Origin of the sequence: Solwaraspora sp. WMMD937 (genome assembly GCF_029581175.1) — a bacterium.
Taxonomy (GTDB): domain Bacteria; phylum Actinomycetota; class Actinomycetes; order Mycobacteriales; family Micromonosporaceae; genus Micromonospora_E.
On record NZ_CP120738.1, the window covers coordinates 113,763 to 130,891 of the forward strand.

Genomic DNA, 17,129 nt, shown 5'->3' on the forward strand with positions numbered 1-17,129 from the left:
TTCCGAGGGGAGCACCGCCTTACGGACGCCGGCCACGGTCAGGTCCGGCGAATCCTCGACGATGTCAGTCTCGCTCACTTCGTCAGTGACCATTCCGACATCGTGGACCGGCAGCGCCTGCGGCCAAGAGATATAGCAGGGATGTGGTGGGGATGGTCAGTGGCGGCGGCGGTGGGCGGCGCCGTCGAGGCGGTGGCGGGCGATGGTGAACAGTTCGGCGATCTCGGCCGGCAACCGGGCGGCGGTCTCCCGGTGCAGATGACGGCGGGCCGCCGCCGGCAGGCCAGTAAGCAGGAAGTCGTCCAGCCCGGTCACCAGACACAACCCGCCCAGCCGCGCCTCAAGATCCGGCAGCGGTTCGCCGCGCTGTAGGCGTACGGTCAGACGGGCCCAGGCCCAGACGGCCCGGTTCGCATCCGCCGGCACATGGACCACGGCGGTGGTCAGCAGCCGGCGGCGTACCGTCCGGGGCCGGACCACGCCCGCCGCGGTCAGCCGCCGCGCGACCTGGCCGTGGGCCCGCGGCGCCAGCAACGCCAACCACGTTCCTACCCGCCGGTGTCGCGGCTCCGCTCCCAGCCAGCGCAGGATCCAGCCGCCGAGCGCGTCCACCGGTACGTGCCGCGCGGCCAGCCACAACCGGCCGTCGTGCACTCGCAACGCGCCCGCGTCGACCAGGTCGGCCAGCAGCGCGGCGGCCAGACCGTACCCGACCGGCCCGGCCGGCAGACGCGGCCGACCCGTCACATCATCATGCGCCAGTAGGAAGAACTCGTCCGCCAGCAGCGGCGACCGGCCCCGTACCGCCGCAGCCGGCACCGGCACCCCACCACCGGAAGCTACAGCGGCGGCGGCCGTGGTGGTCCGGGTGCGGTAGACCGTCATGCCGGCTCCCGCCGCCGCGCCCACGCGATGAACCGCGCGTACGTCTGCGCCGGAGTCAGGCCGGGCAGGTCACGGGCGGCTTCGGCGGCGAGCTCGGCGACGTACATGCAGCGGCCGATCCGGTCGAAGCTCGCCATCAGCTCCGCGCGGGCCGGCTCGCACGGCCACGGCCGGCGGCAGGCCCGGCACCGCCACGACGGACGGCACGCCACATGCCCCACCCTGCCCACCACCGCCACCACCCGCGCGGTCACCGGCCGGCCCGCCGCCGGGCCCGGCCGGGCCACACCCAGGTCCGCCGCAGGGTCACGGTCCGCGCCGGCTGCGGCGCCCACCGACGCCCGGCCGCCTCGACCTGCGCGGGCAGCAGCCCGCCGGTCGGACACGCCGGGCAGGTCAGGGTACGGCCGCAGCCGGGACACCAGCGGTGCCGATGCCGGCACAGACTGAACCCGACCACCGCGCCGACCAGCACCGCGATGGTGGCGGCGAGCACCACATCCAGCATCAACGCACCCCTCTCCCTGCATCGTCCACAGTGTTCAACCGACCGGCCGGGCCTGGAACTGCTGCGACTGCCAGTCCCGCAACGCCTGCTTGATCCGCACGTTCTCGTCCCGGGTGGCCGCCAACTCGGCCCGCACCGCCGCCAACTCGTCGGCGACCAGGTGCAGGAAGGCGCGTACCTCGATCGGGTCGCAACCGCGCCGGGTGCGGACCGCGAACCGCCGGTCGCGGACCAGTCCGGGGCTGATCGACGGCCGCACCACACTGGCGCCGTAGTAGAGGTGGGTGCCGGCGTTGCCGCCGCGCCGGGCCGGCGGACGCGACCCGCCGCCGGCAGCAGCGGCGGGAGGCCAGGCGGCCGGCCGGGTCTGGTTGGCGAGGCTGGCGAGCAGCCGGGACTGCCGCCGAGTACGCCGAGGGAACAGGACAAGGTCGAGGAGTCTGCGCACGGGTGGGACCGCCCTTTCGAAGGTCACGGGATCGCCGCTACATCGCGGTTCGGTGGGGAAGGTGGGATGGGCGGCCCGACCCCGAACGGGGGCGCGGAGGTCGGGCCGCCCGCCCTGCGCACGCAGCCACAAACGGCAAGTACGCGCACAGGGCTGCTGGTACGGGCGTCCGGCGGCTCACGTGCCGCCGAACGCCGGAGGTCGGGTTCCTCCTGGGTTGTGTGCAGTGGCTGACGGTGCCGCGTGCACCGGCCGGCCGGGGCGTCGATGGGGTTCGCCGAGGTAGCGCCGACCGTCGAAGAAGCAGCTGAGCGCCGCTCCACGGGATCGACGCCACCCCGGCGGGTCTCCCGCAAAGGCCGAGCTGGGGCACGATTTCGGCATGCCCGCACGTCAGTTCGAGCCGCACTACCGGCGCATCATGGCCGACATCCGGCAGCGCATCCTCCGGCACGACCGGGGCCTGGTCGTCGGGCAACCGGGGCGGCACGCACCGCTACCAGCATCACAACCCCTTTCCGGGTACGTCCACTGTGTTGGCCGGTCGGCCTGGGTTTCCTCGCGGGGCCTGCCGCCGCCGGTCACGGGGGCTTCCAGCGGCGGCAGGCCGCGTCGGGGTCCGGCAACGTCAGCGGTACGGCATCTGTGCCGAACCCCGCACACACCGTGGCCGATGACTGACCGGCTGCGGTAGGCGTCCCGGCCGGGACGGGGTGACGCTCCCCCATCACTGGAAGGGATGCTTCCCGTTGCGGGAAACCATCCCCTGCCTCCCCTCTTGACATTCCGTCGTTGACGTATTCCCTGGCAGGGTCAGGAATTGCTCGACGCAGATGGTTGAAGGTGGCATTCAGCAGGTGAGATACTGTCCAAAATCGATTACCGCCACAGGCAGTTCGCGCCACCGCGCATCAGTTGAGCGCCACACTTCGGGGGTGTCATGCAGAACCATCCGCTCACCGCAGCACGCGAACGCCTGGGCCTGACCCGCCGGCAGCTCGCCGACGCCGTCAACAAGATCCTCTACCCCGATCCCGGACAAGCCGCCCACAGCGCCTTCACCGCCAACTACCTGGGCAAACTCGAAAACGGCAAGATCCGCTATCCCGCCGAGGACTACCGCACCGCCCTGCGCATCGTCCTCAACGCCGACACCGACGACGAACTCGGATTCCGCAACCACCGCACGGTAGCGCGGCAGGATACTGCTGTTGTCGGTTCCGAAAGCAGTGCCGTCTCCGACAACAGGAGGGTCGTACCCGCTGCCCGTAGCGTCGGTAGTGCCGGCGGGCTGGTCGAGCAGCCCTCGGTCATCCTGGCCCGGATTCGCGAGAACAACGACGCGAGCGTCAACCATGCTCTACTGGACACTCTGGATCTCTACGTTTCGGATGTCGTCGCGCGCTACGAGGAGGAAGGGCCGCTCACGCTGGCCGCCGACGTGGTGCGGCAGCGACGCTGGGTGCAGAGCCTCATCCCGCTGCGGATGCAGCCCCGGTACAGCGCGCGGCTGCTCGGCATCGCCGGGCAGCTCTCCGGGCTGCTCAGCTACATGTCGGTCAATCTCGGCCGGTTCAGCTCGGCGCGGGCCTACGGGATCGAGGCGTTCCAGCTCGCCGACTACGCGGAGGACCGGGAACTGAAGGCGTGGGTGCGGGGCACGCAGAGTTTCGCCGAGTTCTACGACGGGCAGTACCGCAAGGCGCTCGGCTACGCCGTGGACGGCCGCCGGTTCGCCGGCCGTGGAGCACAGGCGGTCCGTCTCGCCGTCAACGGCGAGGCACGCGCGCACGCGAAGCTCGGCCAGACGCAGGAGGCAGAACAGGCGATCGGCACCGCGTACGAGATGCTCTCGGACCTGTCGCCCGAGCCCGGCATGAGTTCATGTGTCTCGTTCGGCCTCTACAGCGAGGCACGGGTGGCGTCGAACGCGGCGACGGCGTACCTGGCGTTGGGACGCCCCGAGCAGGTTCTCGACCTGGCCGGCCGCGCGGTCACGATCGTCGACGCGTCGCCTTCCGTGTGGAGCCAGGCCCTGGTCCGGCTGGACCTGGCGACCGCGCTGGCAGGCGGAGACCGACCCGACGTCGAGCAGGCCGCCGACATCGCCCGCCAAGCCATGCATGCCTGCCAGGACAACCAGATCGAGTCGATACGTCAGCGGACCCGCGACCTCGCCACGATGGTCAGGGAGAAGTTCGACGATCCTTGCGCCGAGTCGTTCATCGACGAGGTCTACACGTGGCTCGGCGAAGGCCGAGGGAACCGATGACGGCCCAGCCTGAAGCGCCGGCCCACTACCGCGAACGCCCCTGGGCCGACCAGGAGTGGACCCGCTTCCAGCAGGTTCAACGGATGGTCAACCACTGGGACCGCCCGGGGTGGACGCCTGGCCGGCGCTCCTACCACTGGATGGTGATGCTCGGCCACGTCCCAGCCCTCACCGCCATGGCGGCCCACTGTCAAGAGCAGCTGCGCGACCTACCCCACCTCGACCTGGTCCCAACGGCCAGCCTGCACATCACGATGCAGCGACTCGCCTTCACCGACGAAGTCTCACCCGACCTGGCCGCAGCAGTGGCCGACCACGTGCGGCAACGCTGCATCGACCTGCCCGCCATCCCCGTCGAGATCGGGCCGCTCACCGGATCGCCGGGAGCAATCCGATTCAGTGTCGGTCCTCTGGAGCCAATCCGCAGGCTCCGTGACCTCATCCGCGAGTCCATCGCCGAGGTACTTGGCGCAGCAGCCCTACCCGAACGGGCAAGCCGATTCGTCCCGCATGTCAGCATCGCGTACCACAACACCCCCGCCGACGCGCAGCCGCTCATCCAGCGGGCAGCCAGCCTTCGAAACCTCCCCCCGGTCGCCACAGTCATCCAGTCCGTGGACCTAGTCGAGTTACACCGCGATGGCCACCAGTACATCGCGTCAAAGTACGCCGAAGTCTTATTGATCAGCTAACGGCCGGATCGGCCGCACAGTCCACCGAGCAGGCGACCGATACGACACTTCAGCCGGAGATGTTGACCTTGGCTGGACGACGGATCAAGCCCTGTCTTTGGCATCGCTCTCGGCCCGAGGGACCCTGCGCGAGCCGACTTCAGAGCCGACTCTGCAGGAATTCCAATACCTCATTGAGCAAACTGCTGTCACCGATGTCGGTTACCACAACGGTTGCGAAGGCAACCATTAGCGATACGAAGGCAACCCCCAAGGCACGGCGACCAGTTTTGGCGGCATCGACCGACGCACCCAGCGAGGCCACCGTCGAAAGGATGTCACGGTAATCACGGTCAGCTGCGGTCAGTTCCTCAAACCATTCTTTCTGACGCCTCCGTAGCTCGGCATTCATGTGGATCGACTCGCCCGCCGAGTCGGAGATGATCCGGAGGCGTGGCGAGTACTCGATGCTGAACTCCACCTCACCCTCAAACCGAGGTCGGAGTTTCCAGGACCTTTCCAAGTCGCGCCGGAGCGTCGCTACGTCGATGCTGAGGGTCAACAACTGCTCGCGGAGGCCATCGGTGACCTTGGCGCTGAATCGGCCATGCTGCGCCCGAGCGCGGTCCCGAATCAGCGCGTAGCGGGCCTCGACCATCTCAAGCCAGTCAGATACGGCCAGCGAAATCAGGAAGCTTTCGACTTCGTCTCGGTAGCGATGCGCTATCGCACGATTCGGATCGTTGCCATAGCCAGCCAGGTGGGTGGCGATGTCCGTGACAGCCTGACGCTGGCCCCAAAGTGCCCACGTCCGGTCAGTACTAATCCCTCGCACCATTGGCGGCAAAGTCGGGACCAAGTGCATTTTGGGAATGTCGGCGGAGGTGTAGTGGCGGACCGTCGTCTCAGTGATTCCGAGCGCTCGAAACATATCGAACTGGTCACGATCGCCATCCTCGCCAACATCAGTCGGGTCGTGCCGGTCTAGAATTAGCATGTCAACCAGCGTCTGGGGACTTTCAAATTCAGCAAAGGCACCGCCGCAGCTTTCATTCATCCACTTCCGCGCCAACTGGTGCAGCCGTTCTCGGGCCGCCTGTGTAACCTGGAATCCAGCCCACATCCGATCAAGCGCATGAAGCCGCCCGTCTCGACAAGTCAACATCGGCTCGTGAGGTTCATGCCACACCTCATCGAGTTGTGTGGCACCCAACTCGGAGAGTTCGATGTAGGCAACAACGGCAGTTAGGCCGACGCCGACCTGTATGGCCTTCAGTTCGATGTAGCCGAATTCAGGCGGCAACTGAGCATGCACTGCATCGGGAACCAGGTACGTACCACTGTCACCCTGAATCGAGGCAATTCGCCACCAACTCCATCCCATGCGGGCACGGTACTTCAGCAGCAAGTTGGCATTGGTTTCGTCGACGCCAGACATCCAGCGATTCCGGTCCCAGCCATTCCTATCGATTGCCCGCTCCAGTTGAGAAAAAGCGCTCGGCGGGAACAGTTCAACCACCCAGATACTCGGCATGTTCACGTGCTCATCAGCGGGCACTTGAAAATCGTGCAACCGATCCGTTGGGTCCCAAATTCTAAATCGCTCAAGGGCGTTGAACTGGCTGAGATCAAGGGACCAGCGCTGGAACGCACGGAGCACCAAATTGGGAATAACCTTGCGTCGCCACCTGGTCTGAAGAAACCACAACATTTTGTATGGGAGATCGTACCAGCGGGTCCACCGATCGCCAATCGCTGGCACCTTCTCGTAGGCAGCTGAGACCCTCTCGGAGATTGGGTCCCGTTGGGGGGATGGCTCCACGCCTACTGGAGTGTCGCCCTCGCCTGCGGACGTCTCGGCTTGGGCCTCAACAGGAGCGTCGCCCTCGCCTGCGGACGTCTCGGCTTGGACCTCAACAGGAGCGTCGCCCTCGCCTGCGGACGTCTCGGCTTGGACCTCAAGCCGTTCGCCCTGCTCCTCGGCGGTCACAGTTTACCCATGCCTCTGGACTCGACCCACCATGTCAGGGCGCGAGCACACAGCGTCCTGGCTTCTAACGTGTACGCGGCCATCTGAACTCTCTCGGATCAGAACTGAAGCTTACTGGCCGATTCTCCCAGCAGCCTCTGACAGTCTCCGAAGCCGCAGCCGAGTCAAGCCGACACTCGGACATACATCCCCGTAACGGACATTGCAGCAGTTGCCGCCGGATACACCAAGTCCGTCTACATCACATAATGCACATCTGTTAGGTCGACGGAGGGGTTCAATGCTCAGGAAATGGAACCGGTGGCGCAATTCATTACTGTCCAGGCGGATCAATCCAGCTAATTGATTCCGGTAGCCGGCGGTTGCAACGGCCGAGGAATACATGGACATGGACGAAGCGAACGAAATCGGGCTGGCGACAGCCATAACACCACTCCCGAAATAATTAACGACCGTACCGTCAGACGTCTTTCGACGGCAGTCAATAACGCCTATTTGCCTGAACTCATTCACCGATCTATGGCTTGATTTCAGTCTTACCTCCCAGCCAAGTAGGTAGCCGCTGAACCGGTATCCCAAATGGTCCCGGAAGCGGGAGCGGAGGTGGCGGAGGGACGGTTGCAGACAAATACTTCATGAGCTCACGATGGCGAAACTGATAGCTGATCCCTGAGACACGAAGGATCCCTGCGCGGGTCGCCCACTTGAGATAGGACGAGAATCGAAGGGGGAGACCAACTCGCGAACCCAGAACGGTGGCTACGAAGTAACGACCAGAAGCATAACCAATGGTCATAGCCAAGAAGTATGCGAACCCGAAGTGTAGGCCCGCTATCGGACCCATGAGGTCGGCAATGTATGCGCCCATAAATATCCCCATGCCCAGACCAAACATCACGGATGCAATGAAATCTCGACGTATAGGATCGTGCGGACTCGCGGCATCCTTGGTGGCCTCAGTGCGGCGCCCTAGGGCCGCAGCAAATAAGATGAGGAGGCCCATACCACCGGCTAATCCCAAAGCATTACTCGAAGCTACCTGGGAAAAGGTATACCCGAATCCCCCGGCAAACACTAGCGCTAAAGACGTACGAGTAAATCCTGCCGCTGACATAAAGCGCGATATTTGCACCCCTTTTGGCCGGGCCACTTGAGTTGGAGTGACGATAGCTATCGTAATTAACATGAGGAGATTTGCCAATGGTATCGCCCATGAGCGCCAACCAGCATTCGGATCTGGTGAGTAGTCTTCCACAGGTAGCTTGTCGAAAGGAAGGTTGAATTGAACCGCAACAGCGACGAAGGCCACCCGAGATTGCCATGCCGGGACCCTAAAACCGAATCGCCTCCACCAATCATGTAGCACGATGTCGCTTGACTTCTCGTCGTCCTTAGGCGAGTTCAGCAAGTGCGCTATCATTGCCAAATGGCGCCGGGCTCGATCCTCTTGGTGTTGCGCATTGCGCCCACTGAGACGAATTCGTGTCGACAGGAATGTCTCGTAGAGTTCTGAGTCAAGTCGGTCCGAGAATGCCATTCGATTCTCATTTGCCGTCGGTAGCAGCTTCCGAAGGTCGTTGCCGCTGTTGATGTAGCCGACAGTCATGGCGAGCCGCCATGGGGTGGAGACTGCCGCGAAGAACATATCGCTTTGCCTCCTCGACTCTCGCCTAAGTTCATCTCTTATTGAACCCATTATCTCGGCACCGCAGTGCTCAGCTAGGTATTTTTCAACTTCCCGCACCCCGATCGCTTTAATCGAGATAGCCTGCATATTACGAAATCTTGATCGCAATCGAAAGTAGTATTGAGTTCCAGATCTACCGATCACCACCAGGGGCTCCTGCCAACCCGTCGCAATGTACTCGTTCAGCTGTCCAACAGCCCATTCTGCGCGATCCGGCAGCTCTGCCTCGTTGTCCATCTCATCGAGACCGTCGAGTATAGGCAAAATGCGCTTATCTCGCACAAGCTCACGGGCAGCAGCTGGACTTAGGCGAAACCGCACTGATATCTCATCAACTAGCCAGTCACGAAATTCAGTTGCCCTCGGCCATGACGTCAGATTGAAGATTACTGGGACTCTAAGGTCTACACCGTCCGCAGGCTGGGAACTAAGAACGTCACCTATCAACTCAAGTAGCAGGGTAATTCCCAGCACGCTCTTGCCGGCACCTGCAGCCCCAAGTATCAACAACCGACCAGAGGTGTTCTTCCGGTAATACTCTGCGATCGTATTGATGTCGCCCGCAGTTCGCGCACGAGGTGCCGCCCTGCCGGTCCGAGCATCCGCGACCACAAATTCTAACTTGGCGGACCTGGATTCAAAGGAGTCGGTACCAAGGAGTTGAGCGAGCTGCTTGCTATGCGAGTCGCGCTGAGCTTTCGCGAGTGAGATTACTCGGCGGTTAAGTTCACTCGATTGGTCTTGGCTTCTCCCAGATAGCATTAGGAGAAGACCAACAGCCGCGATCGACCCGGCCCATATATTCGCCCATCCAACTTGCCTATTGAAAGCTTCGGAATCTTCACCTGCCGAAAGCCCGAATGCCGGCAATCCGATTGCTAGAGCGATCAGCCCAACGGCGAACAGCAGCCACCCCATCATGCGAAGTTGATACCGCGCTATCAGAGCTCGCAACATGACCTTGTCAATCGAATTCGGGTAGCGTAAAGATCGAAGATATGGATTATTGAACCGTTGGGCAGCCGTAGACCATCGATGGTCAGATGAGAGTCGGTTGAGCCACTACCGTCGCCCCGGCCGATCAGAATTCCGACACCACGACCCGCACCCAACCAATTGGGTCTGCGAGGCATTCTGGACAGGTAGGTGCACCGTGTGCCGGCTGAACGTCATGGCCGCATGATATCGCCTGTAGAGCTCGGCGGGCGACCCCAACAGTTCCACACTGCAGTTCCCCGCTCCGGCGGTCGGTACAGGCGTCAGGGGAGGCGCCACACTTGGAAGGTGGGGCCGGCTGTGGGCAGGGTCAGGGTGCCGTCAGCCTCCGGGCGTAGTTGTGGTGCACCGCCGTACAGGTTGTCCAGTGCCGGAGCAGCAGCGGAGGCGGGGCCACCAGTCCGGACAGGCGCACCGGAGCACCCGACGCACGGCGGGCAAACGCCAACACCGACCCGGAGGGCGACTCCCACAGGTAGACCAGGGCGTCGCCATCGGCATCCCGGCGACGGGAATGCTCGCTCAGCTTGTACCCTTCTGCTTGATGATCGGTACAGCAATGTGTCGCATGTGGACGGTAAGCGTCGCCGAGCTATGCTGTCGTGGTGACCATCTTCTCTGCGATCACTCGGACCGATCCGTCCCCGGCGGCTCACGGAGATGGGCGGTTCAAGTTCTTGGACCGCGTCTCAGGGGCGTACTGGGACCAAGTTCGTGACGTGATCGAGGATTGGTTCAGCCGCCTGAGCCCTGATGCCCAAGCCGACGTCAGGGGCCGGTTGAGATCGAAGGACGACAGACAGTTCAACGGGGCCTTCTTCGAGTTGTACCTACACGAGTGCCTGCTTCGGATGGGATACACCGTGACGTGCCATCCGGTGCTGGAAGGGACGGCTCGCCGACCAGACTTCCTGGCTGAGAAGGACGGACGGTCGATCTACGTCGAAGCGCGGTCGGCATCCCCGAGCAACATCGCTGTCGGTGCGACGGAGCGGATCAACGCGGTGTACAAGTCACTCGACAGACTGAACAGCCCCAACTTTTTCCTCTGGATCGAGGTCGTGCGGCAAGGGCTTCGTCCGCTCCGGGCCAAACCGCGGCGCGGCTGTCTGGACAGATGGCTCAGCGGACTGGACCCCGACACAGTCACGCTGGGTGGACGCCGCGACGACCTCCCCTCTCACCTCTACGAGGAGCAGACCGAGGGCGACGACGTGGCCTGGATCATTAAATTTTGGGCCATCCCCAAGCCCTCCGAGGTGCGCGGAAGAGAAGGAGTCCAGCCGCTGGCGATCTACGGTGGGAACGCAGCGTGGGTAAACGACGAGGGCGGCATCCTCGGAGCGCTGAGCGACAAGGGCACGGCCTACGGCCCGCTCGGCGCACCGTTCATCGTAGCGGTCGCCTCGAGCAGCATGTCTTTGGACGATCACGCCGTATGCGACGCCCTCTACGGCAACGAGATGTTGCAGATCACAACTGCGCCGGATGGGACCGAATCGTATGCCGTCGTCCGCAATGCCAACGGCTACTGGTATGCAGGCGGCAACTGGGACCACTGCGGGGTGTCGGCCGTGCTCGTTGTCAAGCAGCTCCACCCTGCGTTCGTCGGCAACCAGCAGCACACGATCTGGGAGCACCCGGACCCAGAGCACGCTGTTGAAGCGCTGCCGATGTGGCGCCGGGCTATCCTCGGCGCCGACGGTCGGATGGAGTTCATCGACCCGCCGCGTGCTCAGGCCGACTGGTTCGGCCTCGGCAACCCCTGGCCCCTAGGCGAGCCTTTTCCTCGTCAGCCCTAAGCAGCCAACCTTTACGCAAGGCGTTGGGAATCCGTGGTCACGGACCACCGGAGCTGACGGCGTGGACCATTACGCCGCTATCGGCTCGATATGAGTCACCGCGTGACGACGGCCAGCTGGTGCCGCTCGTAGCGTGCTTAGCTGTACGCCAGCCACCACTGACTCCGCGTGGACGTGGCTTGCGTCGTACAGCTCGATCGTTCCGGTGGGCGGGCGAGCCGTCAGGGGAGGCGCCAGAGTTGGAAGGTGGGGCCGGCGGCGGGCAGGGTCAGGGTGCCGTCAGCGGCCGGGCGTAGCGGTGGTGCGCCGCCGTACAGGTTGACCAGGGCCGGAGCAGCAGCGTCCGGCGGGGCCACCAGACCGGTCAACCGCACCGGAGCACCCGACGCCCGCCGGGCCAACGCCAACACCGCCCCAGACGGCGACTCCCGCAAGTAGACCAGGGCGTCGTCATCGGCGTACACCCAACGCAGGCCGCCGTGCCGCAGCTCCGGCACCTCCCGACGCAACGCCACCAACGCCCGGTACACCCCGAACGTCGCCCCGTCCCACGAGTCTGGCCGGTCCCACGGCATCGGCGTCCGCGAACCCTCCCCATTGTCGCCCCGCAACCCCAACTCGTCCCCGGCGAACACCATCGGCGTCCCCGGCAACGTGAACTGCAACCCGGCCGCCACCTCCTGCCGCGCCGCGTCCCCCACCACCGTCCGGATCCGGGCCGAATCATGCGAGCCGAGCAGCTGCCACGAATGCACCAACGACCGCCACGACACCAACGCCCCGAAGGCCCGCATCGTCGCCAACGCCGCCGACCCGGACCGGGCCGGCACCCCACCCGGTACGCCGAGGAAGTCCGGCAACTCCAACGATGATGACCGCAGCCAGCTCCACACCGGCCGGGTGAACCCGGCATAGTTCATCGTGCCGTGCCAACCATCGGCGTCCAGGTCACGGGTGAAATCGTGCCCATGCTCGGCCACGATCAGCCCGTCCGACCGCGTCTCGGCGACCGCCCGACGCAGCAAGGCGGCCACCTCCAGGGTGAGCGCGTCGGCCCCGCGCCGGCCGGTCATGTTGGCCACGTCGATCCGCCAACCGTCCAACCCGTACGGCGGCAGCAGCCACCGCCGCGCCACCGAGGCTGGCCCATCGACGAAACGTCGCCGCAGCTCAGCGCTGCCCCAGTTGAGTTTGGGCAGCGACTTCACACCCAGCCACGACTCGTAGTCGCCGTCGTCGCCGAAGTAGTACAGCTCCCGCTCCGGCGACGACACGTCCGACACGGCGTCGGTGAACCACGGGTGGGCATCACCGGTGTGGTTGCTGGTGATGTCGCCGAGCAGCCGCCACCCGCGAGCGTGCACCGCCGCCGACAGCCGCGCCAACGCCTCGTCGCCGCCGAGCAGCGGGTCGACGTGGTCGAACGCGGCGGCGTCGTACCGATGATTGGACCGGGCCGGGAAGATCGGCGTCAGGTAGACGGTGTTGACGCCGAGCCGCTCCAAGTGGTCGAGCCGCTCCCGGATGCCGTCCAGGTCGCCGCCGTAGAACTGGGCCGGCGTCTCCGGCCCGCGCCCGACGACCGGGGTGTCCCAGTCACACGGGATCGCCCACTCCGGCACCTCCCGCCCGTCAGCGGCAGCCGACCGGGCGAACCGGTCTGGGAAGATCTGGTAGATCACCGCGTCGGCGGCCCAGGCCGGCGGCGCATCGTGGGTGACGAGCCGGAAGTCGGTGGCGTCCGGCACGTCGTGGTCGACCTCGCCGACCCCGGTCAACCAGCGCCGCCCACCCCCGCCACCAGCAGAGCCGCCGGCAGCAGCAGACCCGGCCGGGCCGGCAGCGCCGTCGCCGCCGGCCAGCAGGAAACGGTACGGCGTGACCGGGTTACGGGCCTCCACCTCGCCCCGCCACCACACGTCCCCGTTCGGATCCTGCCGGTCGACCACCGCCTCGGTGAAGCGTGGCTCACCGTCGGCTGTGGAGCGTACCCACAGGTTGTCGACCGGCCGCGCACCCGCCGGCACCCGGACGAAGACCGACACCCGATCACCCAGGTTCACCCCGGCGGCGGCACCCGGCGCATACAACGACGATCCGTCATGGTGCGCCTCGAACAGCTGGCCCACAAGTTAACCCTTCACAGACCCGGAGGTGAGACCGGAAACGATGTAGCGGCTGAGCAGCTGAAACACCAGCACCGTCGGGATCGCCGTCAGCAGCGTGCCGGCGGCGAAGATCCCGAAGTTGTTGTTCCGCTCCCCCGCCACCAGGCCGTACATGCCGACCGCCAGCGTCTTCGCCTCCGGGTTGGTGAGGAAGACGTTGGCGATCAGGAACTCGTTGATGGTGTTGATGAACGCCAGCAGCCCGGTGACCGCCAGGATCGGCGCCACCAGCGGCAACATGATCCGGAAGAACACCTGGGCGTGCGACGCCCCGTCCATGGTGGCCGACTCGTCCAGCTCCCTCGGCAGGGTGTCGAAGAAGCCTTTCATCAGCCAGGTGTTCACCCCGAGCGCGCCACCGAGGTAGAGCAGCATCAGCCCCCACGGGGTGTTGAACCCGATCGTCGGCCACAGGTCGGTGATCGTCGAGAAGATCAGGAAGATCGCCACGATCGCCAGGAACTGCGGGAACATCTGGATCAGCAGCAGCGACAACAGCCCGACCCGCCGGCCGCGGAACCGCATCCGGGAGAAGGCGTACGCCGCCAGCGACGACAGGAACACCGACGCGAACGACGCCAGCCCGGCGATCAGCAGCGAGTTGCCGAACCAGCGGCCGAACGCCGTGTCGGCGAACAGCCGCCGGAAGTTGTTGCCCGACGCCCCGGTCGGGAACAGGTCGGTCGACGACAGGGTGCCCAGCGGGTTCACCGCCGCCGACAGCACGAACACGATCGGGAACAGCGAGAACGCCACCGCCAGCAGCGCCACCAGGTGCCGCCAGCCGACCCGACCCAGCCAGCGGGTCAGCGAGCGCTGCTTCATCCGTACACCTCTTCCTGTTGCCGGGTGCGCCGGAAGCTGACCGCGGAGATCACCGCGACGAGCGTGAAAATGAAGATCGAGATGGCGGCGGCGAAGCCGTACTGGGCGCCGGCCGCGCCGAACGCCAACCGGTACGTGTAGGTGATCAGCAGGTCCGTCGCGCCGACGCTCGGATTGTCCGCCGGGAACGGCCCACCCTCGGTCGTCAGATAGATCGCGTTGAAGTTGTTGAAGTTGAACGCGAACGAGGCGATCAGCAGCGGCGTCAACGCCACCAGCAGCAGCGGCAGCGTGACCCGGCGGAACGCCTGCCACGGGTTCGCGCCGTCGATCGAGCTGGCCTCGGTCAGCTCCTTCGGGATGGCCTGCAACGCGCCGGTGGCGACCAGGAACATGTACGGGTACCCGAGCCACAGCTGTACGCCGATCACCGCCAGCCGGGCCGACCAGTCCTGCCCGAACCAGTCCACAGTCAACCCGAAGAACTGGTTGATCAGCCCGAAGTCGGTGTTGAACATGTCCCGCCAGACCAGCAGCATCGCGAACGACGGCATCGCGTACGGCAGGATCAGCAGCACCCGGTAGAGGTTGCGCCCCCGGACCCGGTCGGAGTGCAGGGCCAGGGCGCAGAGCAGCCCGAGGACGAAGGTGCCGCCGGTGGAGCCGATCGCGAAGGCGAAGTTCCAGACCAGGGTGCCGAGGAACGGCCCGGAGATGTTGCGGTCGGTCAGCACCCGGGTGAAGTTGTCCAGGCCGACGCCGACCCGCCAGCCCTGCAGCAGCCGGTCGCCGTCGGCGGAGACGAACGAGCCGGCGTCGTCGTCGGCCGTCCACACCGTGCCCGTCACGGTGTCGGTGACACAGTCACAATCTTCGTCGTACGCCCGGACGGCGACCCCTTCGTACGCCCTCGACAGCCCGATGGAGCGGATCGCCCCGTCGTCGGTCGGCACCGCCAGGTCGGTGATCTCCTGGCTGCGGGCACTGGCCTGGCCGGCGTTGAGCAGCGTGTAGCCGTCGGCCGACGTCACTTTGCCGGCGTCGGTGACGGTGACGTCGCCGGCCGGCAGCTCGGTCAACCCGTCGGCGTCACCGGCGTAGACGACCCCGTCGGCCGGGTCGACGACCAGCAGCACCAGGTCACCGGTGGCCGGGTCGCCGACCGTGGCGACGGTCATCGCGTACTCGATGGATCCTGGGACCTGGACCACCGACGTGGCCTGGATGGCCGCGATCGCCTCAGTCTTGCTGCCCCGGTGTCCGTCGCCGAAGTTGGTGAACGCGGTGGAGGCGGTGTAGAGCACCGGGAAGATCTGGAAGGCGATCAGGAACAGGGTGCCGGGGATCAGGTACTTCGCCGGCACGTGTCGCCGACCCAGGTAGAGGTAGCCGAGGCCGGCGGTCGTGGCGACCAGGATGCCGAGCCCGACCCAGGCTTCGGCGTCGATCAGCGGGAACGCCGCCCAGATCGCGATCGCCGCAACCAGGCCGAGCAGCAGCGCCTTGGCCAGCAGACCGCCGGCCGTGACCGGCTCGTCGGCGCGCAGCCGGCTGCTGCGGCCCGGGCGCGGGGCCCGCTGCTCGGCGGGCCCCGCTCCGGTTGGTCCGGTGTCGCGCATTACGTGATCTGTTCGGCGATCGTCTGGCCGGCGGCGGTGATCGTGCTCGCCACGTCGGCACCGCCGACGATCGCGGCCTCGGCCTTGCCGAACGGGTCCCAGATGGCAGCCATCTCGGGGATCGCCGGCAGCACCGCACCGCCCTGCCCGGCCTGCTGGAACTTCGCCAGATCCGGGTCGGCCCCGGCGACCTGGTCGAGGGCGGCGGTCAGCGCCGGCGGGCGTGGCTCGGCCTCGTACAGGGCGACGGCCAGGTCGGTCTGGGTGGTGTAGTTGGCGACGAACTCCTGAGCGAGGGCCTTGTTCTTGCCCTTGGCGGCGACGTAGAAGGTCTGCACGCCGACGAACGGCTGCGCGGGCGCGCCACCAGCGAAGCCGGGGACCGGGCTGATGTCGTACGCGATGTCGGCGCCCTTGGCGTCGGTGATCGCCCACGGCCCGGAGACCAGGAAGGCGCATTTGCCGCTGGTGAAGGTGGCGATCGAGTTCTCCGGGGTGATGGAGCGCTTCAGCGCGCCTTTGCCCTTCTCGCCGAGAGTGGCGATTTTCTCGAACGCGGCGATCGACTCGGGCGTGCCGACGCCGAGCTGCGTCGGGTCGTAGTCGCCTTCGGCGGTGGTGCCGAAGAGACTGCCGCCGGCCGAGGTGTAGAGCGGGTACAGGTGGTAGGCGTCGCCGTTCTGCCCGACCTGCAGGCAGAGGATCTCCGAGACCTTGCCGTCGGCCTTGAGCTGCTCGCCGGTGGCGACCAGCTCTTCGATCGTGGCGGGGACGTCGGGGGCGAGCGCGGTGTTGCGGATCAGGGCGACGTTCTCCATGGCGTACGGGACGCCGTAGACCTGGCCGTTGAAGGTGACGGCTTTGATGGCGACGTCGGCGAAGCCGGCGGTCTGGTCGGCGGTGAGCTGGACCGGCTCGATGGCGCCGTTCTGCACCAGGTTGCCGATCCAGTCGTGCGCGCCGACCATCACGTCCGGGCCGCTGCCCTGCTGTGACGCGGTGACGAAGGTGGTCTGCTGGTCCTTGGAGATCGCCTGGACCTCGACGGTGACGCCGTTGTCGGCGCCGAACTTCTCGGCGAACGGGGCGAGGGCGGCGCTGCGCTTGTCGTCGGCCCAGATGACCAGGGTGCCGCCGGTGGCGGCGTCGGGGCTGTCGGTGGTGGCGGGTTCGCCGTCGCTGCTGCCGCAGCCGGCGGCGGCCAGCGCGAGCGCGGCGGCCAGCCCGGCGGCCACCGACGTGGTACGGACGCGCATCG

At 65.9% G+C, this 17,129-nt stretch carries 13 protein-coding genes; 3 read left to right on the forward strand and 10 right to left on the reverse strand.

All coding sequences use genetic code 11. The annotated features are described in order from the left end of the window. Positions 1 to 156 precede the first annotated feature (156 nt). From O7621_RS00545 to O7621_RS00560, 4 genes are read right to left on the reverse strand one after another with little or no spacing between them, the layout of a single operon-like run. Positions 157 to 885 (reverse strand): GPP34 family phosphoprotein, encoded by a 729-nt coding sequence (locus tag O7621_RS00545; protein ID WP_282232244.1) that lies wholly within the window; start codon positions 883 to 885, stop codon positions 157 to 159. Beyond that, positions 882 to 1,139, reverse strand: coding sequence for a flavin reductase (locus O7621_RS00550; protein WP_282232245.1), 258 nt, complete (start codon positions 1,137 to 1,139; stop codon positions 882 to 884). The genes O7621_RS00545 and O7621_RS00550 overlap by 4 nt, the downstream gene beginning before the upstream one ends. After that, complete coding sequence (locus O7621_RS00555; RefSeq protein WP_282232246.1) at positions 1,136 to 1,393, reverse strand: hypothetical protein; 258 nt, start codon at positions 1,391 to 1,393, stop codon at positions 1,136 to 1,138. Before O7621_RS00555 ends, O7621_RS00550 begins: the two co-directional genes overlap by 4 nt. A gap of 34 nt (positions 1,394 to 1,427) precedes the next feature. Further along, positions 1,428 to 1,841, reverse strand: a complete 414-nt coding sequence (locus O7621_RS00560) for a DivIVA domain-containing protein (RefSeq protein WP_282232247.1) — start codon at positions 1,839 to 1,841, stop codon at positions 1,428 to 1,430. A 940-nt stretch (positions 1,842 to 2,781) separates the two neighbouring features. Between O7621_RS00560 and O7621_RS00565 the strand changes: the two genes are divergently transcribed. Beyond that, entirely contained in the window at positions 2,782 to 4,113 is a 1,332-nt protein-coding gene (locus tag O7621_RS00565; protein WP_282232248.1) for a hypothetical protein, read from the forward strand. Then, positions 4,110 to 4,805: a 2'-5' RNA ligase family protein gene (locus O7621_RS00570; RefSeq protein WP_282232249.1), complete on the forward strand. Its 696-nt coding sequence runs from the start codon at positions 4,110 to 4,112 to the stop codon at positions 4,803 to 4,805. The genes O7621_RS00565 and O7621_RS00570 overlap by 4 nt, the downstream gene beginning before the upstream one ends. Before the next feature lie 139 nt (positions 4,806 to 4,944). On the opposite strand, the gene O7621_RS00575 is transcribed toward O7621_RS00570, so the two are convergent. Both O7621_RS00575 and O7621_RS00580 read right to left on the reverse strand, forming a co-directional pair. Next, positions 4,945 to 6,774 carry a hypothetical protein gene (locus tag O7621_RS00575; protein ID WP_282232250.1) on the reverse strand — a complete coding sequence of 610 codons (1,830 nt, stop codon included), beginning with the start codon at positions 6,772 to 6,774 and terminating at the stop codon, positions 4,945 to 4,947. A gap of 517 nt (positions 6,775 to 7,291) precedes the next feature. Next, the gene (locus O7621_RS00580) at positions 7,292 to 9,382 is read right to left on the reverse strand and encodes a hypothetical protein (protein WP_282232251.1); all 2,091 of its coding nucleotides are present in this window, start codon (positions 9,380 to 9,382) and stop codon (positions 7,292 to 7,294) included. 680 nt (positions 9,383 to 10,062) lie between these two features. Between O7621_RS00580 and O7621_RS00585 the strand changes: the two genes are divergently transcribed. Next, complete coding sequence (locus O7621_RS00585) at positions 10,063 to 11,259, forward strand: hypothetical protein (protein WP_282232252.1); 1,197 nt, start codon at positions 10,063 to 10,065, stop codon at positions 11,257 to 11,259. A 221-nt stretch (positions 11,260 to 11,480) separates the two neighbouring features. On the opposite strand, the gene O7621_RS00590 is transcribed toward O7621_RS00585, so the two are convergent. The 4 genes from O7621_RS00590 to O7621_RS00605 all read right to left on the reverse strand — a co-directional run bounded on the left by O7621_RS00590 (position 11,481) and on the right by O7621_RS00605 (position 17,127). After that, a complete protein-coding gene (locus O7621_RS00590) occupies positions 11,481 to 13,322 on the reverse strand; it encodes a glycoside hydrolase family 13 protein (RefSeq protein ID WP_282234798.1) in 1,842 nt (613 codons plus the stop codon). A 69-nt stretch (positions 13,323 to 13,391) separates the two neighbouring features. Beyond that, positions 13,392 to 14,252 (reverse strand): sugar ABC transporter permease, encoded by an 861-nt coding sequence (locus tag O7621_RS00595; RefSeq protein WP_282232253.1) that lies wholly within the window; start codon positions 14,250 to 14,252, stop codon positions 13,392 to 13,394. Then, positions 14,249 to 15,871 (reverse strand): ABC transporter permease subunit, encoded by a 1,623-nt coding sequence (locus O7621_RS00600; RefSeq protein WP_282232254.1) that lies wholly within the window; start codon positions 15,869 to 15,871, stop codon positions 14,249 to 14,251. The genes O7621_RS00595 and O7621_RS00600 overlap by 4 nt, the downstream gene beginning before the upstream one ends. Continuing rightward, positions 15,871 to 17,127 (reverse strand): maltose ABC transporter substrate-binding protein, encoded by a 1,257-nt coding sequence (locus tag O7621_RS00605; protein WP_282232255.1) that lies wholly within the window; start codon positions 17,125 to 17,127, stop codon positions 15,871 to 15,873. The genes O7621_RS00600 and O7621_RS00605 overlap by 1 nt, the downstream gene beginning before the upstream one ends. Positions 17,128 to 17,129 lie beyond the last annotated feature (2 nt).